18 protein-coding genes are annotated in these 20,819 nt (G+C 68.0%); 9 read left to right on the top strand and 9 right to left on the bottom strand.

Annotated features, from left to right (window positions below):
- Nucleotides 1–285 precede the first annotated feature (285 nt).
- The gene (locus ACAM49_RS30075; protein WP_369638931.1) at nt 286–648 is read left to right on the top strand and encodes a hypothetical protein; all 363 of its coding nucleotides are present in this window, start codon (nt 286–288) and stop codon (nt 646–648) included.
- 108 nt (nt 649–756) lie between these two features.
- On the opposite strand, the gene ACAM49_RS30070 is transcribed toward ACAM49_RS30075, so the two are convergent.
- Both ACAM49_RS30070 and ACAM49_RS30065 read right to left on the bottom strand, forming a co-directional pair.
- Nucleotides 757–1,869: a hypothetical protein gene (locus tag ACAM49_RS30070; protein WP_369638930.1), complete on the bottom strand. Its 1,113-nt coding sequence runs from the start codon at nt 1,867–1,869 to the stop codon at nt 757–759.
- A gap of 1 nt (nt 1,870) precedes the next feature.
- Complete coding sequence (locus ACAM49_RS30065) at nt 1,871–3,007, bottom strand: phosphotransferase family protein (RefSeq protein ID WP_369638929.1); 1,137 nt, start codon at nt 3,005–3,007, stop codon at nt 1,871–1,873.
- Between the two features lie 262 nt (nt 3,008–3,269).
- Here ACAM49_RS30065 and ACAM49_RS30060 point away from each other — a divergent pair, with 262 nt between their 5' ends.
- The gene (locus ACAM49_RS30060; RefSeq protein ID WP_369638928.1) at nt 3,270–4,622 is read left to right on the top strand and encodes a DoxX family protein; all 1,353 of its coding nucleotides are present in this window, start codon (nt 3,270–3,272) and stop codon (nt 4,620–4,622) included.
- Here the strand turns inward: ACAM49_RS30060 and ACAM49_RS30055 are convergent.
- Nucleotides 4,612–5,568 carry a hypothetical protein gene (locus ACAM49_RS30055; protein WP_369638927.1) on the bottom strand — a complete coding sequence of 319 codons (957 nt, stop codon included), beginning with the start codon at nt 5,566–5,568 and terminating at the stop codon, nt 4,612–4,614. The genes ACAM49_RS30060 and ACAM49_RS30055 overlap by 11 nt on opposite strands.
- 252 nt (nt 5,569–5,820) lie before the next feature.
- Here ACAM49_RS30055 and cobA point away from each other — a divergent pair, with 252 nt between their 5' ends.
- From cobA to ACAM49_RS30035, 4 genes are read left to right on the top strand one after another with little or no spacing between them, the layout of a single operon-like run.
- Nucleotides 5,821–7,023: a uroporphyrinogen-III C-methyltransferase gene (cobA, locus tag ACAM49_RS30050; RefSeq protein WP_369638933.1), complete on the top strand. Its 1,203-nt coding sequence runs from the start codon at nt 5,821–5,823 to the stop codon at nt 7,021–7,023.
- Nucleotides 7,024–7,039: 16 nt separating this feature from the next.
- On the top strand, nt 7,040–8,527 hold the full coding sequence (locus ACAM49_RS30045) for an MFS transporter (RefSeq protein WP_369638926.1): 1,488 nt from the start codon (nt 7,040–7,042) through the stop codon (nt 8,525–8,527).
- Nucleotides 8,528–8,578: 51 nt separating this feature from the next.
- Nucleotides 8,579–9,154: a TetR family transcriptional regulator gene (locus tag ACAM49_RS30040; protein ID WP_369638925.1), complete on the top strand. Its 576-nt coding sequence runs from the start codon at nt 8,579–8,581 to the stop codon at nt 9,152–9,154.
- Nucleotides 9,155–9,202: 48 nt separating this feature from the next.
- Nucleotides 9,203–9,832, top strand: coding sequence for a metal-dependent phosphohydrolase (locus tag ACAM49_RS30035; protein ID WP_369638924.1), 630 nt, complete (start codon nt 9,203–9,205; stop codon nt 9,830–9,832).
- Here ACAM49_RS30035 and ACAM49_RS30030 read toward each other — a convergent pair.
- Nucleotides 9,829–10,305: an Lrp/AsnC family transcriptional regulator gene (locus ACAM49_RS30030; protein ID WP_369638923.1), complete on the bottom strand. Its 477-nt coding sequence runs from the start codon at nt 10,303–10,305 to the stop codon at nt 9,829–9,831. The genes ACAM49_RS30035 and ACAM49_RS30030 overlap by 4 nt on opposite strands.
- A gap of 125 nt (nt 10,306–10,430) precedes the next feature.
- On the opposite strand from ACAM49_RS30030, the gene ACAM49_RS30025 reads away from it, so the two are divergent.
- On the top strand, nt 10,431–11,558 hold the full coding sequence (locus tag ACAM49_RS30025) for a metallophosphoesterase (RefSeq protein WP_369638922.1): 1,128 nt from the start codon (nt 10,431–10,433) through the stop codon (nt 11,556–11,558).
- Here ACAM49_RS30025 and ACAM49_RS30020 read toward each other — a convergent pair.
- Nucleotides 11,551–12,432, bottom strand: a complete 882-nt coding sequence (locus tag ACAM49_RS30020) for an alpha/beta fold hydrolase (RefSeq protein ID WP_369638921.1) — start codon at nt 12,430–12,432, stop codon at nt 11,551–11,553. The two genes, ACAM49_RS30025 and ACAM49_RS30020, sit on opposite strands and share 8 nt — an antisense overlap.
- A gap of 71 nt (nt 12,433–12,503) precedes the next feature.
- On the opposite strand from ACAM49_RS30020, the gene ACAM49_RS30015 reads away from it, so the two are divergent.
- Nucleotides 12,504–12,929 (top strand): MarR family winged helix-turn-helix transcriptional regulator, encoded by a 426-nt coding sequence (locus tag ACAM49_RS30015; RefSeq protein ID WP_369638920.1) that lies wholly within the window; start codon nt 12,504–12,506, stop codon nt 12,927–12,929.
- 4 nt (nt 12,930–12,933) lie between these two features.
- Here ACAM49_RS30015 and ACAM49_RS30010 read toward each other — a convergent pair whose 3' ends face one another.
- From ACAM49_RS30010 to ACAM49_RS29995, 4 genes are all read right to left on the bottom strand, one after another.
- On the bottom strand, nt 12,934–14,349 hold the full coding sequence (locus ACAM49_RS30010) for an NAD(P)/FAD-dependent oxidoreductase (RefSeq protein ID WP_369638919.1): 1,416 nt from the start codon (nt 14,347–14,349) through the stop codon (nt 12,934–12,936).
- Nucleotides 14,350–14,663: 314 nt separating this feature from the next.
- Nucleotides 14,664–16,136 carry a gamma-aminobutyraldehyde dehydrogenase gene (locus ACAM49_RS30005; protein WP_369638932.1) on the bottom strand — a complete coding sequence of 491 codons (1,473 nt, stop codon included), beginning with the start codon at nt 16,134–16,136 and terminating at the stop codon, nt 14,664–14,666.
- Between the two features lie 53 nt (nt 16,137–16,189).
- A complete protein-coding gene (locus ACAM49_RS30000; protein ID WP_369638918.1) occupies nt 16,190–17,554 on the bottom strand; it encodes an aspartate aminotransferase family protein in 1,365 nt (454 codons plus the stop codon).
- Nucleotides 17,555–17,584: 30 nt separating this feature from the next.
- The gene (locus tag ACAM49_RS29995) at nt 17,585–19,075 is read right to left on the bottom strand and encodes a CoA-acylating methylmalonate-semialdehyde dehydrogenase (RefSeq protein ID WP_369638917.1); all 1,491 of its coding nucleotides are present in this window, start codon (nt 19,073–19,075) and stop codon (nt 17,585–17,587) included.
- A gap of 150 nt (nt 19,076–19,225) precedes the next feature.
- Here ACAM49_RS29995 and ACAM49_RS29990 point away from each other — a divergent pair.
- On the top strand, nt 19,226–20,819 hold a 1,594-nt coding region (locus ACAM49_RS29990), incomplete at its 3' end, for a PucR family transcriptional regulator (protein ID WP_369638916.1).

The following is a 20,819-nucleotide window of genomic DNA, read 5'->3' as shown; positions in this document are numbered from 1 at the left end:
AGCCCTCCCGCCCCGTCTCTTCGTTGAGTGGCACACCAGTGAGGGGTTTTGTCCGCTTCCCCCGCCCTGGTGTGCCACTCAACACAGCAACCAGGCGAATCGGACACGCGCCGGGCTTCTTTGAGTGTTCTTCCCCGGGCCGCTGCGCGCCCGAGCCTCGAGGAGGCTGGTGCCGCCACCGAGGCGCCCAACCCAGCCCCCTCCTCTCCCTTCTCCAGGCGTCTTTTATCTTTTGCTCTTTAGGTCTTTTCGTCTTTTCCTCTTTTGTTCTTCTATCTTTTGTCTGTGGCAGACCCCACCCTCGCACCGGACCGCTGGCGCACCTACCTCATGTGGTGGCGCTTCCTGGGCCTAATCGGCTTCTGCCTGACCTTCTTCCTATCCTTCTTGATCATCAGCGACATGCAAGGCGTCCCAGAGTTCTGCGGCTGGCGCCACCCCTGCTCCCCGCTGATCCTCGGAAGCCTGGGCATGCTCCCCCTCTACATCTGGGCGATCTCGGGAGCCCTCGCCTGGCAACTGGGCCGAATAGCCTTACGCCAACGCCGCACCCCCACCTGGGGAATCGCCATCGCGGCCTTGGTCTATATCCCCGGCGTAATCCTCAGCCTCTACCTGGTAGCCAACTACTGGTGGCCGGAGCCCTGACCCCGGATGCAGCAAAAGGCCGGGCGTCGTAATGCACTGGTACGACGCCCGGCGACGCGGTCCTCGCCGTGTGGTTGGGGCCGGCGAGGTCCGCGAGTTCTCAGCGAATCACGGCGCGACCGAACCCCAGTCGGCGAACCCGGTCGGATCGTGGCGGCCCATGGTGCCGTGCTCGAACAGTCCCCAGCCCTCCGCGTCCCCGCAGCGGGCCTTGCCGACATGGTCGATGACGCCGAACGGAATGCGTCCTGCGATCCCCGGATCGCTCAGGTCGTAGAGCTTGCTCTCGACCCATTCGCGACCCTTCCACTGCCCGTGCTGCCAGTCGGGGTCGCCGCCGTAGCCGCAGCCGACATTGAGCGCCATGAAGGTGCCCGCCTCGACCTCGACCTCGAGCGGCTTGCCCTCACCGGTGGTCAGATCGAGTCGCACCTTGGTCGGGATTCGGGTGCCCGGCTTGTAGGTCAGATGCACACGCGGCCAGCCGAGCTGCTCGATCCGCCCGTCCTTCCAGATGCGGGTGGCGTCGTTGAGGGTGCGGAAGCCGTTGGGCTCCTCCTGCACGATGATGACGATGGAGAAATCGTCGAACAGCAGCGGCACGTACAGCCACCAGAAGCCCTCGGACGGTTCGGAACCCAGCCGCCCCGGGTGATCGGATTCGCCGACCGGGCGGATGCCCCACGACCGGTCGCGGGTACCGCACCACGCCGACGGATCCACCGCGAAATCGTCGCCGTCGACATTCAGTGTGCCCGACCAGGTTCCGACCTGAGCGAAGCGCTGCGCGTCGATGATGGGCCGGTGCACGCCGGTGAGGATGGTGTGCGGCTGCTCGGCGACCGCCGGGAACGCGCCCTCCCAGGTGAGGTCGAACGACAGGTCCTCGTGTTCGCACACCACGCGGATCTTCTGCAGCGGCTCCACGATCTCGATGCGGTAGCCGCCGACCTTCGGCTCCAGGTTGCGTTCGCCCAGCGCGTCGGAGAACCGCACGGCCCGCTGGGTGTCGCCGCGGCGCACGGTGGCGAAGGCGTCGGTGACACCCAGGTTCGGGTAGACGCCGAATCCGGTCACCAGGAAGATGTCGTTACCCTTGTCGAGGGCGTTGAAGTAGTTGCGGTCGTAGAAGTTTCGATCGCTGGTCCCGACCCGCGACATGGACAGCGGGGTCTGGTGGATCGGGTATTCGTCCAGCGCGATGATCTGATTCTGCGTCATCTCAATCCCAGGAGTAGGTGCCGTCGAGCATGGCTTCCAGTAGTGGCCGGTGCATCACGTAGTCGTCGCGGTCGTCGGTGTCGGGGGCCTCGCCGAAGTGGATCATCCGCCGCCGGATGCGGGCCATCACGATGCCGTGGCGCAACGCGGCGTACATGAGGTACCAGTCCATATCGCGCGGCGCGTGCCCGGTGGCCTCTTCGTAGAGCTTCTCCACATCCGCGCGGCGCATGTAGTCGGCCAGGCCGGGCTGGTCGAAGCGGGTGGCGATGTCCTGGAAGAACCGGTGGATGAGAATCGTCCAGGCAATATCGAGTTCGCGCGGCCCGATGGCGGCCATCTCCCAGTCCAGCACGGCGACCGGCTCGAATTCGTCGAACATGACATTGCCGGGCCGGGCGTCGCCCCAGCTGAGCACGTCGGGGCCGGTATCGGTGGGGAAGTTCTGTTCCAGCCAGTCGAAGGTGCGCTCCAGCAATGGAATTCGGTAGCCGTCGTTCGCGAGCGCCCAGTCGTACCAGGCCTTCTGGGCGTCGAAGTGGCGGCGCAGCGCCGAACCCTCGCCGTCGAACATCGGGAACCGCTGTGCCGGATCGGGAATCGAGTGCACCTTGGCGATGATGTCGACGGTGTGGCGGGTCACCCGGTAGCGCTCCTCCGCGCTGGCCTCGTGCAGCCAGCCGACGAACACGTACGGCGGATTGTCCTCGGGCACCCGGCCGCTCACCCGCCGCATGACGAAGAACGGTGCGCCCAGCACATTATCGGTGCCGGTCTCGAGCCAGCACAGCGGCGGCACCGGCAGATCGGTGGCCTCGGCGACACCGGCGATGACCGCGAATTGCGTTGCCAGATCGTAATTCTCGAACACCGGGAACGAATTCGCGTCGGGCGCGAGCCGCGCGACGAACGAGCCGCCCGCCGCCTCTCCCTTCTCGGTCCACTCCGCATCGAAGAGCAGCGTCGTACTCGACATGCCGCCCGCCTGGGGGCGGGTGATCGAGGTGACCCGCGGCGGCTCGTCGGCCTCGACCTTGGTCCCGAGCCACTGCGCGAGTTCGTCCGCGAGTTCGTCGAGATTCTGATCGGAGACGGTGAGTTCCATCCGCTGGTTGGGATCGGCGTTGGCCGAAGTCATGTGGTCCTCCCTGCACGGGTGTTGATGGGTGAAATGTAACGCGTTCTAAATCACGCCGTAAGGGGATCGGGAAGACCCGTTTCAGCAGTTCCGGTCACCGGGATGGAGGTTGTCGCTCAGGGTGGCTCGTGCTGGCACGTACACCGCGAGAAGTACTTCCTATCAGGCATATTCCGGGTCGGCTCAGGGTCATCACGGAGGCGCTCGGGGCCCGGGATTCCTAACCTTGGAGATTCCGGATCCATGAGCGAGGGGTAGTGCGATGAGTGTGCTGACGGCCGAATCCGCGACCGATCTGGACGGGAAGGCGGCCGATTCGACACGGCGCTGGAATCCGGCCACGCGGATTCTGTTTCGTTTCAGCTTTCTGTACTTCGGCCTTTTCTGCGTGTTCTATCCGCAAATGCTGATCGCTTTCGCGGGACCGCTGCAGCAGTTGCTTCCCGACGACTGGCCCCGGCTCTGGATGAACCCGTCGCTGCCCTTGGTGAAATGGGTGGGCCACACCGTGTTCGGGACCGATGTGGCGCTGCACGAAACGGGCAGCGGCGATCAGGCGGTGTTCTGGGTCCTGGTGTTCACCACGCTGGTGATCGCGGCGACCGGGGCGCTGCTCTGGACGGTGCTGGACCGCCGCCGGACCGAATACCACCGCCTAGCCGGGTGGTTCCTGCTCTTCATCCGGCTGTGCCTGGCCGGTCAGATGCTGGGTTACGGGTTCGCCAAGGCGATTCCGACGCAGATGATCGAGCCCGGCCTCGCCACGCTGCTGACCCCGTACGGGGACTTCGCGCCCATGAGCGTGCTCTGGAATCAGGTCGGCGTCTCACCGGTGTACGAGATCCTGCTCGGTATCGCGGAGATCCTGGGCGGCGTGCTCCTGCTGCTCCCGCGCACCCAGCTGGCGGGTGTGCTGCTGAGCCTGGTGAGCATGGCGCAGGTGTGGGTGCTGAACATGACCTACGACGTGCCGGTGAAGCTGCTGTCGTTCCATCTGCTGCTGCTCTGCCTGGTCCTGCTGGCGCCCGAGCTGCCGCGGCTGGCCGCCGTGCTGACCGGCCGGGCCACCGGGCCCGCCGCGACGCCGCAGCCGTTCCGGACCCGCCGCACGGTGCGCTGGGCGGCCGCCGCCCAGGTGCTGCTGATCGCGTGGCTGTGCGCGGGCTATGCCTGGATCGGGGCGAGCAACTGGCGCGAATTGAACGGCGACAGTTCGAAATCCGAGCTGTACGGCATCTGGACCGTCACCGACTTCACCCGCGACGGTCAGTCGGTGCCGCCATTGCTGACCGATGAGAGCCGTTGGCGGCGGCTGGTTTTCGACCGGCCGCAGATGGCGGTGGTCCAGCGCATGGACGACGAGCTGATGCCGCTGGGAGCGCAGATCGACACCGGCGCACACCGATTGGTACTGCGCACCGATCCGAAGACGGAGCTGGGCGATCTCGGCTACACCCGGCCCACGCCCGACCGGCTGGTGCTCGATGGTCGGCTGGACGGACAACCCGTCACCATCACCTTGGATCGGGTCGACGTCGATCAGCTTCCCCTGCGCCACGGCCGCGGTCTGCACCTCGTTCAGGAGGACGCGAACTTCGGCAAGGTCATGGGCTAGCGATATCGCTGATCTGGTTCTCCCACTCCGGATTCGGCGCCAGGAACGCACCGCCCGCGGCGAAGGCCCGCGCGGCGGTGGTGTCACCCAGCAGGCGGGCGGCCAGCCAGGCGGTCGGATAGCCGAGGTAGCCGTAGACACCGGTGGTGCACGGCCAGCCCGCGCTCGCGCAATCCGGTTGGCCCTGTACGTCATTGTGGTTCAGGCCGACCAGCGTGCCCCACGCCTTCGGCACACCGGCGGGCACCGCGTCGTAGAAGGCGCGCAGCGACTGCAATCCGACCACCTGTGGCGGCAGCGTCTGCTCCGACGGCGAGATGACGGTGTCCGCCGAACCGTTCACGAAGAACACCGAACCGGTGGTCATCCGGCTCGGATCGGTGCAGCCGCCGTTGAAACACCAGAACTGCGCCGGGAGTTCGATCGGGATCGCGGTCTTGATCCGCCCGCCGGAATTCAGCATGGCGTTGAGGACGCCCGTGGCTCCCTGCGAGTGCCCCATCGCGCCAACCGCATCCGCGTCCAGCCGGTCGTGGAAAACGCTGCTCGGATCGGCGGCCAGCGCCAGCAGCTTGTCGACCGCCCCGCCGATATCGACGCCGGATCCGGTCATCGAATTCTCGGTGGCGATCACCACGAAGCCCCAGGACGCGAAATGCCGAAGCAGGTAGTCGTATTGGTTCGGATGGGCGTCGGTCCCATCGCCCCAGGTGATGATCGGGTGCCGGAATCCGTTGGCGCCCAGGTTCGCCGGGTACCAGATGTCGTAGGCGGATCCCGTGGAGTCGCAGCAGGCGAACGCCCGTTGCGCCGTCACCGCCCACGGACCGGGTTGCGAATAGGCCGTCTCCACCGTCGATTCCGCGTGGCCCGCGATGGCTGGCACCCCCAACACCATCAGCGCGGCGAGCAGACAACTGCGGATCAACACGGCGCAGCGAGTCATAGCTATTCAGCATAGAAACGACCGGTGCGTTCTCGTCGCAAGATGGCCGGGTAAGCCGTCGAGTTGTCTCCGAAGTCTCGTCCGGTGCAGCCAGTCATCGGTGAAGTTCCTATCGATTGCCGCACGGCTGCCGGGCGATTGTCGTGTGCCGACCACCACGCCGTAGATTGAATCCTTGTGCAGAACGCCTCAGCCACCCCCGATGACCAGCCGGTTCCGGATTCGCAAGCCCCGACCGGTGACCCGAACTACCTGGTCGGCCTCGATCTGAACGGCCGCCGCGTGGTCGTGGTCGGCGGCGGCACGGTGGCGCAGCGGCGGCTCGGACTGCTCATCGCCTCCGGCGCGGACGTGCACGTGATCAGCCGCGAGGTGACCCCCGCGGTCGAGGGCATGGGCACCTCCGGGCAGATCACCATCGAGCTGCGCGCCTACGCCGACGGCGATCTCGACGGCGCCTGGTACGCCATGGCCTGCACCGACGAACCCGAGACCAATGCGGCCGTGGTCGCCGAGGCCACCCGCCGCCGGGTGTTCTGCGTGCGTGCCGACACCGCCCGCCTCGGCACCGCCGTCACCCCGGCCACCGCCCGCTACGACGGCATGACCCTGGGCGTGCTCGCCGGCGGCCAGCACCGCCGCTCGGCCGCGGTGCGCAATGCGCTGCTGGAGGCCCTGCAATCCGGTGTGGTGACCGATGATTCGGCCCCCGTGACCCCCGGCGTCGCGCTGGTGGGCGGCGGCCCCGGCGATCCGGACCTGATCACCGTGCGCGGCCGCCGCCTGCTGGCCCGCGCGAATCTCGTTGTCGCCGACCGGCTCGCGCCGCCGGAGCTGCTCGCCGAGCTGGGACCGGATGTCGAGGTCATCGACGCCGCCAAGATCCCCTACGGCCGGGCCATGGCGCAGGAGCACATCAATGCCGCGCTCATCGAGGGCGCGAAGGCGGGCAAGTTCGTGGTCCGGCTCAAGGGCGGCGACAACTATGTCTTCGGCCGCGGCTACGAGGAGCTCGAGGCCTGCGTCGACGCCGGGATTCCGGTGACGGTGGTGCCGGGCGTCACCAGCGCGATCTCGGTGCCCGCGCTGGCCGGTATTCCGGTCACCCATCGCGGCGTGACCCACGAGTTCGTGGTGGTCAGCGGCCATGTGGCCCCGGATCATCCGGATTCGCTGGTCGATTGGCCCGCGCTGGCCAAGCTGCGCGGCACCATCGTGCTGCTGATGGCGGTCGAGCGCATCGAGAAGTTCGCCGACGCGCTGATGGCCGGAGGCCGTTCACCCGACACCGCGGCCACCGTCATTCAGGAGGGCAGCCTGCGCACCCAGCGCGTTCTGCGCGCTGACCTGGCCACCATCGCCGAACGTGTGCGCGCCGAAGGCATCCGCCCGCCCGCGATCATCGTCATCGGCCCGACCGCCGGATTCACCGCGGGCGCACCCGACATCGAGTGACCGCTACAGTTGCGGGGTGCTCGAGAACCCCGCTGCGACGATGCAGTATCCGGTAACCAAGCGGGCGTTCGGGCTCGCCATTCTCGTCTTGAGCGGGCTGCAGCTGATGGTGGTGCTCGACGGCACCGTCATGATCCTGGCGCTGCCCCGACTACAAGAGCAGCTCGGCCTTTCCAGCGCGGGAAGTGCCTGGACGGTGACCGCCTACGGTCTCCCGTTCGCCGGGCTCATGCTCTTGGGCGGGCGACTCGGCGACTCGTTCGGCCGCAAACGGATGCTGATCCTCGGCGTCACCCTGTTCACCGTGGCCTCCGCGCTGTGCGGCACCGCGCAGAACGAGGCGTGGCTGATCGCGGCCCGCGCCCTGCAGGGCACCGGTGCGGCCATTGCCGCGCCGACCGCGTTCGCCTTGGTCGCCAGCACCTATGCGCCCGGCCCGGCCCGCAATCAGGCGGTGGCCATCTTCGGATCCATGGTCGGCATCGGCTCGGTCGGCGGTCTGGTCATCGGCGGTGCGCTGACCCAGGTCGACTGGCGCTGGATCTTCTGGATCAATGTGCCGATCGGCATCCTCATCGTGTGGGGCGCGATCTACCAGCTGCGCGACACCGCCCACCACCGCATGTCCATGGATGTGCGCGGCGCCATCCTCGGCACCCTGGCCTGCGTCTCGATCGTCTTCGGCGCCACCGAGGGACCCGAAATGGGTTGGGGCTCACCGGTCATCCTGGGCGCGCTGATCGGCGGCTTCGTGCTGCTGCTGGTCTTCATCTTCGCCGAGCGCGATGTGGACAACCCGCTGCTGCCGTGGTCGCTGTTCGACAGCCGCGACCGCGTGATCACCTTCGCCGCCATCTTCCTGGCCTCCGGCGTGCTCGGCGCGACCACCTTCTTCGTCGCCCAGTTCCTGCAGAACGTGTTGCGCTACAGCCCGCTTCAGGCCGGTCTGGCCAGCATCCCGTTTACCCTCGGCGCGGGTGTCGGCACCGCGGTGGCCTCCAAGGCGTGCATGTACATCCGGGCGCGCTGGCTGCTGCTGGCGGCCGCGGCCGTGTTGTCCGCCGCGCTGTATTTCGGCTCCACGCTGGACAGTTCGGCCGATTACTTCCCGACCCTGCTGGTCATGATGTCGATCGTGGGCTTCTGCATCGGCACCGCCATCGTGATCCTGCCGCTGTGCGTGCTGGTCGGCGTGGACATGGCCCATATCGGCCCGCTGTCGGCGGTCGGCCAGATGTTCATGAACATGGGCACACCGTTCGCGGTCGGCGTGCTGAGCCCGGTCGCGCTGTCGCGCACGCTGTCGCTGGACAAGGGCGCGACGGGCAAGGTGAGCGAGATGTCGCAGCATCAGATCGACGCGCTGGGGAGCGGGTACACCCTGGTTCTGCTGGTGTGCGCCATCGGTACCGCGATCATGGGCCTGCTCGCGCTGACCCTGCGCTACACCCCGGCCCAGCTGGCCCAGGCCCAGCACGCGCAGGACGAAGCCCAGAAGAACTAGCTTGCCGGCAACTGCTTGGGCGTCAACACCTGTTGGCCTACACTTGTGGGCATGACTGTGGAGACGGGTCCGCGCCGCTCCGATGCCACCCGCGCCGCGATTCTGCGGGCCGCGCGGCATCGGTTCGCCGAGGACGGCTATCGGAAGGCGACCATCCGGGCCATCGCGGCGGACGCCGGGATCGATCCCTCGATGGTGATGCGGTACTACGGCAACAAGGACGGATTGTTCGACGCCGCACTGGATATCGATCTGGAACTGCCGGATCTGGGTGCGGCGGAGCCGGATTCGCTGGGCGGGCTGGTCGCCGGGCGGTTCCTCGAGCTGTGGGAGCAGCCGCCGACCAGTGACATCCTGCTCACGCTCATGCGTTCGGCGCTGACCGACGAGATGGTGGTCGAACGTACCCAGCGCATCTTCGCCCAGCAGTTGATGCCCGCGGTGCTGCGCTTCGGTGATCCGTCGGACGCGCCGCACCGGGCCGGTCTGATCGCCACGCAGATTCTGGGACTCGCGCTGTGCCGCTACGTATTGCGGCTGCCGCCGGTGGTGGCGTTGACGCAGGAGCAGATCGTCGCCGATATCGGTCCGACCATTCAGCGCTATCTCACGCTCGGCAGCGCATGATTCAAAGCATCGATTGACCCGGCCCGAACCATTCGGCACACTGCCCCGATGGGGAAATCTGTGCACGCGGAGCTGCTCGACCGCTGGACGAAACTGGCCGGGCCGCAAGCACAAGCGGTGGGGGAGGACCTGGTCCGGCGCTACAGCGAGCCGCACCGCCGCTATCACACCGTCGACCACCTGGCCGCCATGCTGACCGTCATCGACGATCTGGCCGCCGACGCCGAGGACCTGGACGCGGTCCGCTACGCCGCCTTCTTCCACGATGCCGTCTACGCCATGGACGGCGGCGATAACGAGGAGGCCAGCGCCCGCCTGGCCGAAACCACCCTGCCCGCACTGGGAATCGAGCCCGAGACCGTAGCGGAGGTGGCGCGCCTGGTCCGCCTCACCGGCGGCCACCACCCGGACCCGGCCGATCGCAACGGCGCGGTGCTCTGCGACGCCGACCTGGCGATCCTGGCGGCCGACGAATCGTCCTATGCCGCATACACCGCCGCCGTCCGGGCGGAATACGCGCACGTCCCCGACGACCTGTTCCGCGCCGGTCGCGCCGCGGTGCTGGCGGCACTGGCCGACCAGCCCAACCTCTTCCGTACGCCGACCGCTCGATCCCGCTACGAATCCGCCGCGCGTGCCAACCTCGCGGCCGAACTGGCTGCTCTCACAAGCGATTAACGCGTCCCGTACTTGTAGGTCTGCTTGCGCAGCTTCAGGTACATCATGATCTCGGCGTGCCGGACCCCGGCGAGTGCGCGAATCCGGTTGGACACCAGGTCGAGGAGGGCTTCGTCGTCGGGGCAGACCGCCTCGCAGAGGATGTCGTAGCGGCCCGCGCAGACCACCACGTAGTTGATCTCCTCGATGGCGGCGAGGGTATCGGCGACGGGCTGCACCGGACCGTCCACGGTGATGGCGATCATGGCCTGCCGGAACAGGCCCACCAGCAGCGGGTCGGTGACCGCCACGATCTGGATGACGCCCGCGTCGGCCAGCTTCTGCACCCGCTGCCGCACCGCGGCCTCGGACAGCCCGACCGTCTTCCCGATGGTGGCGTAGGCCCGCCGCCCGTCCTCCTGGAGTTGGGCGATGATCCGTTTGGAGATGTCGTCGAGGATCGGAGCTCCCCGGCCGGATGTCTGGTCGGTCACGCGCTCATCCTTCCCGATCGAAGCCGCTGGGACTAACGCTCAGCCGCCTCCGGCGTGTATGCACGGGTATGTTGGATCGGAGTCGCCGGGTCCGGCGGTTCTCTGTCCGATAAGGATGATCTCCCGTGAAGTACGTTCCGCGCGCGGTGCTGTTCCTCGGCATACCCGCTCTCCTGTTCGCCCTTCCGTGGTGGCTGCTGGTCTACACCACGCTGTCGGGGCCGTGGTTCTGGCTCGGCACGGCGGTCTTCGCGCTCGGCTATCTGGCCTTGCCCGCCGGGATGCTGCTCGGGCACGGGCCGCGGGAGTCGGACGCGGCGTCGCTGGTGGGCGACACGCTGCTGGGCGTGATGTGGGTGCTGTTCACCTGGTCGGTGATCGGCGCCGTGGTCCGGGGAGTGCTCGCGGTCGCGGGCGTGGACGATCCGGCGCGCTCACGCATCGTGGCGCTCGGCGTGCTGGGCGTCTCGGCCGCGCTGACCGCGTGGGCGATCTACGAGGCGCGGCGGGTGCCGCGCATCCGCACGGTCGATGTCGAAATCCCCGGTCTGGGAGCGGGTTTGGACGGCTTCCGGCTGGTGGTCGTCACCGACACCCATTACGCCGCGACCGATCGGCTGCGCTGGTCGGAGCGGGTGGTCGAGGAGGTCAACGCGCAGCGTCCCGATATCGCCTGCCACGCGGGCGATCTCGCCGACGGTTCGGTGGTCAAGCGCCGGGCGCAGGTCGATCCGCTGGGCAAGGTCGAGTCGGAGTACGGGCGCTTCTACATCACCGGCAATCACGAGTACTTCGGCGATGCCCCGGGCTGGATCGAGCACATGTCCGGCCTGGGCTGGCAGCCGCTGCGCAATCAGCACGAGGTCATCACCCGCAATGGCGACAGTCTCGTCCTGGCGGGCATCGACGACCCGACCGGCGCGGCCCTGTCCGGCCACGGCCCGGATATCACCAAGGCGCTGGCCGGGGCCGACCCGTCCTTGCCGGTGATCCTGCTGGCGCATCAGCCCAAACAGGTCACCGATGCGGTGTCCGCCGGTGTGGCACTGCAGATTTCGGGTCATACCCACGGCGGTCAGATCTGGCCGTTCCGCTATCTGGTCCGCCTGGATCAGCCGGTGGTCGCGGGCCTGTCCCGTCACGGCGAGCGCACCCAGCTCTACACCAGCCGCGGCACCGGCTTCTGGGGCCCGCAGCTTCGCCTGTTCGCGCCCAGCGAGATCACCGTTCTGATCCTGCATCCCGCTAGCTGACCGCCGATTGGCGCATGCGCGCGGCGGTTTCGGACAGATCCCCGCGCGGATGTGCCACTCGGCGAATGGTTTCGGCGTAGGCGGCGGGGTGGGTGAGGTTGCCGTTGTGGCCGCCGGGGAATTCGGTGAGCTCCACGCCGAGCAGCTCGGAGAGTTCGATGGCGCAGTGACGGTCGAACACCTGGGTGGGTGTGCGGCGGCCGACGCCGGGCAGGATCCGGGTCGTGGTGCGCGTCAGCCGGGCGACATCGACCCAGTCCTCGCGCACGGCCGTGAAGTCCTGCTCGATGAAATAGGTGAAATTGCGCGCCCTTTCGGGAGTGAGCGGCGGCAGCTGCACGCCCGGCTCGGTCTCCTGATCGGCCGGATTGATGCCCAGCGTCCTGGCCATCGGGGCCAGCGCGGCCTGCCAGCCCTCGGCGCGGCACACCTGCTGGCAGTGCTCGAGTTCGCGCATGTGGTGGGCGCGGTCGGTGGCGGCGAGCAGCCACGGCGAGACCGGCTCGTGGGCGATGAGGGTGTGTACCTGCTCGGGATGCGTTGTGGCCAGGTGCAATCCGATGGACGCGCCCATGCTGCAGCCGACCATGAGCACCGGCTCATCGGTTACCGCGGCCAGTAGCCGGTGCACGTCGTCGGCATGGTCGGCGATGCTCGGCCGCCGGTTCGTGTCGTGAATCACGCTGCGCGACAAGCCCCGTCGGTCGTAGGTGACGACGGTGAACTCGTGCTCCAGGTTTCGCACCAGGGCCTCGCTGCGGCCCGCATCGCCCTCGCCGCTCTGGGAAAGCAGCAGCATCGGTCCGGTACCGCGGATTTCGTAGTAGAGCTCCGCGCCGTCGACGGGGAGGGTGGCGTTCTCGATCGTGGTCATGACGCCAACCATAATCCATCAATTCTGATGTATCAAGAGTGATGTATCTGAAGTGATGTATCGTCACGGGTATGAACGGAGTCGAGCTGTTCCTGCTGGGGCGCGCGCTGATGAAGATCGGCGAACAGGCGCTGCCCGACACCGGCGCGCGCACCGGAAACCGCGCTGTCCTGGTCGTGCTCAGCGATGTCCTGGAACATCCGGGCACCACGATCAGCGAGGTCGCCGCGCGCACCGGCCTGCCGCAGAGTGCGGTGTCGGGGGCGGTGGCGCGGTTGCGCGAGTCCGGTTCGCTTGTGGCGGAGAAGGATCCGCGGGACGCCCGGCGCACCCTGCTGGAGCCCGCGCGTGAACTCTCCGGCCGGGTGGCCGAAGTCCGCGCCACCACCATCGACGATGCCGTCGCCGCGGCCGTGGGCGGCGACGATCCCGCCGCCGTCGAAGAGGTTGTCGAGGCGCTGAAACTACTGTCTCAGCGCCTCGGTGTCCGGCCGTGAAACCTCAGCTGTCGAAGCCCAATCCGGTGTAGTCCAGCGTCTTCAACCACAGATTCCGGCGACCCTGATGCGCGTCGGCGCGGGCCAGCGACCAGCGGGTGAGGTGAATTCCGGCCGAGCGCAACGGTTCCGGCGGCAACGGCAGCGGCCGTGACCGAACCATCCGCAGCCGGGTGCGCTCGGTGTCGAGCCCCCAGAGCCGGTCCAGCATGACCTCCGCGCCGAACCGGGTCGCGCCCACGCCGAGTCCGGTGTACCCGGCGGCGTAGACGAGCTTGCCCTTGTACGCCGAACCGAAGAAGGCGCAGAAACGCCCGCAGGTGTCGATGACACCGCCCCAGCGGTGGGTGAAGCGCAGGCCGTCGAGTTGCGGGAAGGTCTGGAAGAAGTGCCGCGCCAGGGTTTCGAAGGTGGCCTCGTTGTACTCCAGGGTCGGGGCGATGCGATTGCCGAAGTGGTAGATGGCGTCGTAGCCGCCGAAGAGAATCCGGTTGTCGCTGGTCAGCCGGTAGTAGTGGAAACGGTAGGAGGCGTCGCCCAAGCCCATGCGGGTGTGCCAGCCGATGCTGTCGAGCTGTTCGGCGCTGAGCGGTTCGGTCATGAGCGCGTAGTCGTAGACCGGCACCACATGCCGTGACACCTTCGGCAGCGGCCCCGCGAAAGCGCTGGTGCACAACGCGACCCGGGGCGTGCGCACCTCGCCGTGCGGTGTGTGCAGGGTCAGGGTGCCGCCGTAGGATTTCGAAATCCGTTGTACGGGTGTGCCTTCGTAGATGCGCACCCCGGCTTCCATGCAGGCCCTGCGCAATCCCCACGCCAGCCGCGCCGGGTCCAGCATGGCCACCCCGTCGCGATCCCACCACCCGCCCAGATAGGTGGGGGAGTGCACCATCCCCTGCACCTGGGCCGCATCCAGCAATTCGGTGCGGTAGCCCAGGGATTCGGCCGCGTCATGGCTCTCGCGCAGCCAGTCGATCTCGTGCGGGGCGGTGGCGACCTCCATCTCCCCGGTGCGTTCGAAATCGCAGTCGATGCGGTAGCGCCGGATGGCCTGCTCGATCTCGTCGAGGTTGGCGCGGCCGAGCCGTTCCAGCTCGGCGATCTCGTCGGGGAATCGCTCCATTCCGTTGGCGAGGCCGTGGGTGAGGCTGGCGGAACAGAATCCGCCATTGCGGCCCGAGGCCGCGTGCCCGCAGAGCCCGGATTCCAGCAGCACCACATCGGTGCCGGGATCGCGTTCCTTGGCCAGCAGGGCGGTCCACAGTCCGCTGTATCCGCCGCCGATGACGGCCAGATCCGCGTCGGTCGCGGTGGTCAGCGGGTCCGTGGGGGCCGGCCGCTCGGGCCGGTCGGTCCAGTACGGCGTCGGCGCTGCCTCGTGCAGTGCCGACGCCCACAGTTTGCTTCCTTTGGCCGACATGGCCGATCAACTCCTTCTTTCTCGGGCATATAGATATGCGGAAACCCCGTCCGGGTATGCCAAAAGACCGCCGGTCGGTCCGCGTGAACGGACGACCGGCGGTCGGGGACGGGGTCAGCTGGTGGCGGCGCGATCGTCGCAGCGGCGGCGCATGCGCAGCTGCCCGGCGATATTCATGGCTGCGTGTCGCAGCCTCGGGTTCAACCCGGCGGTGCGGGTTTCCACGGTCGACCACCTCAGAACGTGACGTGTGCGGTGAGAATAACCCACCTCGAGGTGGAATGTCGGAAGCGGCGAATACCGTGTCGCCGCCGTTACTCGGCCCGGAAGATCACCTCGTGCCAGGGCTTGCGCGCCTCCGCCGTGATATCGGACATCACGTGCTTGATATTCGTGTACTCCTCGAATGCGTACGCGGACATGTCCTTTCCGAACCCGGAGGACTTGTATCCGCCGTGCGGCATTTCACTGATGATCGGAATGTGGTCGTTGATCCACACGCAGCCCGCCTGGATTTCGCGAGCCGCCCGCTGGGTCCGGAAAACGCTGCGTGACCAGGCCGAGGCGGCGAGCCCGTAGGGCGTGTCATTGGCCAGGGCGATGGCCTCGTCGTCGGTGTCGAAGGGCAGCACGACCAGCACCGGGCCGAAGATCTCCTGCTGCACGATCTCCGAGGACTGGGCCGCGCCGGTGATCAGGGTCGGTTCGTAGTAGGCGCCCGCCTCCGGGGTGTGGTCCGGAATGCGGCCGCCGCGCACGATTTTCGCGCCGGATTCGCGGGCGCGCTCGACCATGCCGCTCACCTTGTCCCGGTGTTTGCGGGAAATGAGCGAGCCCATATCGGTTTCCGGGTCCTCGACCGGACCGAGCCGAACCTGATCCATGAGATCGGCGACCCGGCCCACGAATTCCTCGAACAGCGGCCGCTGCACATAGGCGCGGGTGGCGGCGGTGCAATCCTGGCCGACATTGATGAGCGCGCCCGCGACCGCACCACGCGCGGCGGCCTCCAGATCGGCGTCGTCGAACACCACGAACGGGGCCTTGCCGCCCAGTTCGAGATGGACCCGCTTGACCGCGCCGGCGGCGGTCGCGGCCACCTGCTTGCCGACGGCGGTCGAGCCGGTGAACGAAACCATGGCCACCGCAGGGTGTTCCACCAGCGGCTGGCCCGCTTCGAGGCCGGTGCCGGTGAGGACATTGATGACGCCCGGCGGTACGCCCGCCTCCGTGGCCGCCTCTGCGAAGATCAGGGAGGAGAGCGGGGTCAGCTCGGAAGGCTTGAGCACCACCGTGTTTCCGGCCGCGATGGCGGGCAGGATCTTCCAGGCCGCCATCTGCAGCGGGTAGTTCCAGGGCGAGATGGAGCCGATCACGCCGATCGGCTCGCGGCGGATCGAGGAGGTGTGGTCGCCGGAGTACTCGGCCGACGCCTTGCCGTCGAGATGCCGTGCGGCGCCGGCGAAGAAGGCGGTGTTGTCGATGGTGCCGGGGACGTCGAATTCGCTGGAGAGCCGAATCGGCTTGCCCGCGTTGAGGCTTTCGACCGACGCCAGCTCCTCGGCGCGGGTCTTCAGGATCCGCGCCCATTCGTGCATGATGTCCGATCGCGCGCCCGGCGTGAGCCCGGCCCAGCCCGGGAAGGCCTCCCGGGCCGCCGTCACGGCCGCCTCCACATCGGCGGCGTTCGCGCCCGGACCGGAGGCGATCTCCGCTCCGGTGGCGGGCGCGACGACCGACAGCGGCGCACCCGACCCGGATCGCCTTGTGCCATTGATGAATTGCAATTCTTGGGGATGCACCGCGCTCCTAGCTTGTCGAGATCACCGAGGTCACCGGGTCACACAGTATGACTGTCGGCGACGGTGAGCGCCTGGTCGAGAATCGCGAGACCTTCCTTGGCCTCGGCCTCGGAGATGGTGCACGGCGGCACCACGTGCAGGCGGTTGAAGTTCACGAACAGCAGTAGACCGGCGGCCTTGGCGGCGGCGACGGCCTCGGTCATGGCCGGGCTGCTGCCGCCGTAGGGCGCCAGGGGCTCGCGGGTCGCGCGGTCGGCGACCAGTTCGACGGCCCAGAACACGCCCAGGCCGCGGACCTCGCCGACGCTGGGATGGCGTTCGGCCAATTCGCGCAGGCCGGGGCCGAGCACGCGTTCGCCCATATCGGCGGCGTTCTCGACAATGCGCTCCTCGGTCATGGCATTGATGGTCGCGACGGCGGCCGCCGTGGCCAGCGGATGACCGGAGTAGGTGAGCCCGCCCGGATACGGGCGGTCATCGAAGGTCGCGGCGATATGCGGCGCGATGGCCACGCCGCCGAGCGGCACATAGCCGGAGTTGACGCCCTTGGCGAAGGTGATCAGATCGGGCACGACGTCGAAATGCTCGATGGCGAACCATTTTCCGGTGCGCCCGAACCCTGCCATCACCTCGTCGGCGATGAACACGATCCCGTACCGGTCGCACAGTTCACGCACTCCGGCCAGGTAACCCGGTGGCGGAACCATGATTCCGGCCGTCCCCGGCACCGACTCCAGGATGATGGCCGCGATGGTGCTCGGCCCCTCGAACACGATGGTCTGCTCGAGGTGCTGCAGCGCCCGCTCGGTCTCCTCGGCCTCGGTGGTCGAGTGGAACTGGGAGCAGTACAGGAACGGCCCGAAGAAGTGCACGACCCCGGCATTGCCGTGGTCATTGGGCCAGCGCCGGGGGTCGCCGGTGAGGTTGACCGCGGTCTCGGTGCCGCCGTGATACGAGCGGTAGCGCGAGAGCACCTTGTACCGGCCGGTGTGCAGCCGTGCCATGCGCACCGCGTGCTCGACGGCGTCCGCGCCGCCATTGGTGAAGAAGATCTTGTTCAGCTCACCGGGGGTGCGCTCGGCGATCAGCCGTGCCGCCTCCGAGCGGGCGTCGTTCACGAACGCCGGGCCGATGGTGCACAGCGTGGCGGCCTGCTCCTGGATGGCGGCCACCACCTTCGGATGCTGGTGCCCGATATTGGTGTTCACCATCTGCGAGGAGAAGTCCAGCAGGCGGTTGCCGTCGCCGTCCCAGACGTAGCAGCCCTGGGCGGCGGTGATCGTCATGGGGTTCAGCGACTTCTGGGCGGACCAGGAGTGGAAGACGTGCGCACGATCCAATTCGTAGGCGCGGGCGGCCTTGTCGCGGGCCGTCTCGGGGGTGAGGCCATTGGGCAGAGTCATCGCATGTCCTTTGAGTTGGTTGGCCTCGGGTCAGTGGTTCTGCGGGAAGCCGAGATTCAGCCCGCCGTGGCTGGGATCCAGCCAGCGGGTGGTGACGGCCTTGGTGCGGGTGAAGAAGTGCACGCCGTCGGTGCCGTGCGCATGCGAATCGCCGAACAGGGAGTTCTTCCAGCCGCCGAAGCTGTAGTAGGCCATGGGTACCGGGATCGGCACATTGATCCCGACCATGCCCACCTCGACCTCGTTGTGGAAGCGCCGGGCCGCGCCGCCGTCATTGGTGAACAGCGCGGTGCCGTTGCCGTAGGGGTTGGAGTTGATCAGGGCCAGCGCCTCGTCGTAGCTGTCCACGCGGACCACCGAGAGCACCGGGCCGAAGATCTCGTCGGTGTAGACGCTCATCTCGGGGGTGACGTGGTCGAGAATGGTTGGGCCGAGCCAGAATCCGTCGGCCTCGCCCTCGGGAGCCACGGCGCGGCCGTCGAGAACGACGGTGGCTCCGGCGGATTCGCCCGCCGCGATGTAGGAGGCCACCTTGTCGCGGTGCGCTTCGGTGACCAGCGGGCCCATATCGGTGCCGCGGGTGCCGTCGCCGGTGCGAATGGTCTTGGCGCGCTGATCGATTCGCGCCACCAGGTCGTCGGCGATGGAGCCGACCGCCACCAGTGCGCTGATCGCCATGCAGCGCTCCCCGGCCGAGCCGAAGCCCGCGTTCACCGCGGCGTCGGCAGCCAGATCCAGGTCCGCGTCGGGCAGCACCACCATGTGGTTCTTGGCCCCGCCCAGCGCCTGCACCCGCTTGCCACCGGCGGTGCCGCGCTCGTAGACGTACTTGGCGATCGGCGTGGATCCGACGAACGAAACCGCCTTGATCGCAGGGTTTTCCAGCAGCTCGTCCACCGCCACCTTGTCTCCCTGCACGACGTTGAACACGCCGTCGGGCAGTCCGGCCTCCTGCCACAGCTCCGCCATCCACAGCGACGCCGACGGGTCCTTCTCGCTCGGCTTGAGCACCACGGTGTTCCCGGCCGCGATGGCGAGCGGGAAGAACCACATGGGCACCATGGCCGGGAAGTTGAACGGCGAGATGATCGCCACCGGGCCCAGCGCCTGGCGCACCGAGAAGATGTCGACCTTGGTGGAGGCGTTCTCGGTGTAGCCGCCCTTGAGCAGATGCGGGATGCCGCAGGCGAATTCGACGATCTCGAGGCCGCGCGTCACCTCGCCCAGGGCGTCGGAGAGCACCTTGCCGTGCTCGCTGGTGATGATCGCCGCCAGCTCCTCCTTGCGCTCGTTGAGCAGCTCGCGGAACCGGAACAGCACCTGGGTGCGCTTGGCCAGCGAGGCGTCGCGCCAGGCCGGGAAGGCCGCCGCGGCGGCGTCGATCACGGTGCGCACGTCGGCCGCGGAGGCCAGGGCGACCTGTCCGGTGACCACACCGGTGGCGGGATTGGTGACGGGTGCGGTCGCCGTGCTGGAACCGGCGAAGGGCTTGCCGTCGAGCCAATGTGCGATGGTCTGCATGTCTCCTCGATTCCCTGAATGCTCCTGATCCGTCGGCCGCCCGAACTTCGGTGGGCGCCGCGGATCGTTCGTCCCTACTCTGCGCTATTACCGGCCGGTTCGCTCCCGACATTCTGTGCGTGATTTCGCGATTCGTTTTACGATTCGTCGGTGCTCCTCACCGTTGCCGACGTCGTAGCCATGCCGGTCGTGCGGGCCGGCGAACCCGAGATCATGGGCGGCGGCCCGCTGGACCGGCCGGTGCGCTGGGTGCACGTCAGCGAGCTCGCCGACGTCGCCAAGCTGCTGGTCGGCCGGGAACTGATTCTCACCACCGGGCAGGCGCTGGCCGGTAGCGACGCGGCGACCGTCGCGTATCTGGAATCGCTGGCCGCCGCCGGGGTTTCGGGGCTGGTCGTCGAATTGGGCACCTACCTGCGGGAACTGCCGAAGGTCGTGGTCGAGACGGCCGACCGGATCGGGCTGCCCGTGGTGGTGCTGCACCGGGTGGTGCGGTTCGTGGAGATCACCGAGGCGGTGCACCGGGTGATCGTGGCCGACCAGTACGACGAACTGGAATTCGCCCGCACCGTGCACGAGACCTTCACCGACCTGAGCGTGCGCCGCGCCTCCCTCGCCGAAATCGTGAAGACCGCTGCTGGGATGCTGGACGCCTCGGTCGTGCTCGAGGACCTCACCCATCGCGTGCTGGCTCTGACCGCCCGGCACACCAGCACCCCGGCCTTGCTCGAGCATTGGGAATCGCTGTCCCGTCTGCTGCCCGACACCGACCCGAATGTCGTTCCGGTGGGCCCGCATACACAGCGCTGGGGTCGGTTGCTTTTGCGCTCGAACCGGGTGCCGACGGCCCGCGCCCGCATGGTGCTCGAACGCGCCGCCCAGACGCTCACCCTGCACCGCATGATCGAACGCGACCGCTTCGGCCTGCACCGCCAGGCCCAGACCGGCCTCATCGACGACATGGTCAACGGCCGCCTCACCGACGAACGCGACGCGGTCGCACTCGCCGCCGCCCTCGGCCTGGCCCGCCGCGCCCGATACGTCCCCCTCGCCATCGACGTCACCGCGGCCGCCACTGAAACATTCGAACGCGCGGATCCGGTAGCGCAGCAACGCCACACCGCCGCCCTCCTCGACGCCACCCTCCACGGCGTCGCGCTCGCCAAGGCCACCGCCCTCGCCGCCCCCGACCACGGCACCCGGGTCACCCTGATCCTGGCCGTCTCCCGCAGCGGCGACCTGGACAAGGCCCTGACGACCATCTGCTCCACCATCCTCGCCGAAGTCCGCCGCGTCCCCGGCGTCGAGCACGCGGTCATCGGCGTAGGCGCCGAATCCGACTCCCTCCTCGACACCGCCCGCGAACTCGCCCAGGCAGCCCACGTAGCCGAAGTGGCCCTCTCCCTCACGGCCTCCACCCCCCGCCCCTTCTACCGCAGCGGCGACATCCGCCTCCGCGGCCTCCTCTCCCTCATCCGCGACGAACCAGGCGTCCAACGCTTCGCCGAAACCGAACTCTCCGCCCTCCTCCGCCACGACATCCGCAACGCCACCGACCTAACCCGCACCCTCCGCCAATTCCTCGACCTGGCAGGCAACAAAACCGAACTGGCCAAACGCCTCAACATCTCCCGCCCCACCCTCTACGACCGCCTCTCCCGCATAGAACGAATCCTCGACCTAGACCTAGACAACGGCGAAACCCGAACCTCCCTCCACACCGCCCTCCTAATCCGAGACCTAG

The organism is Nocardia sp. JMUB6875, from assembly GCF_041154655.1.
Lineage (GTDB): Bacteria > Actinomycetota > Actinomycetes > Mycobacteriales > Mycobacteriaceae > Nocardia.
The sequence above is the reverse complement of the archived record's forward strand: the minus strand, read 5'-3'. Positions and strand labels throughout refer to the sequence as shown.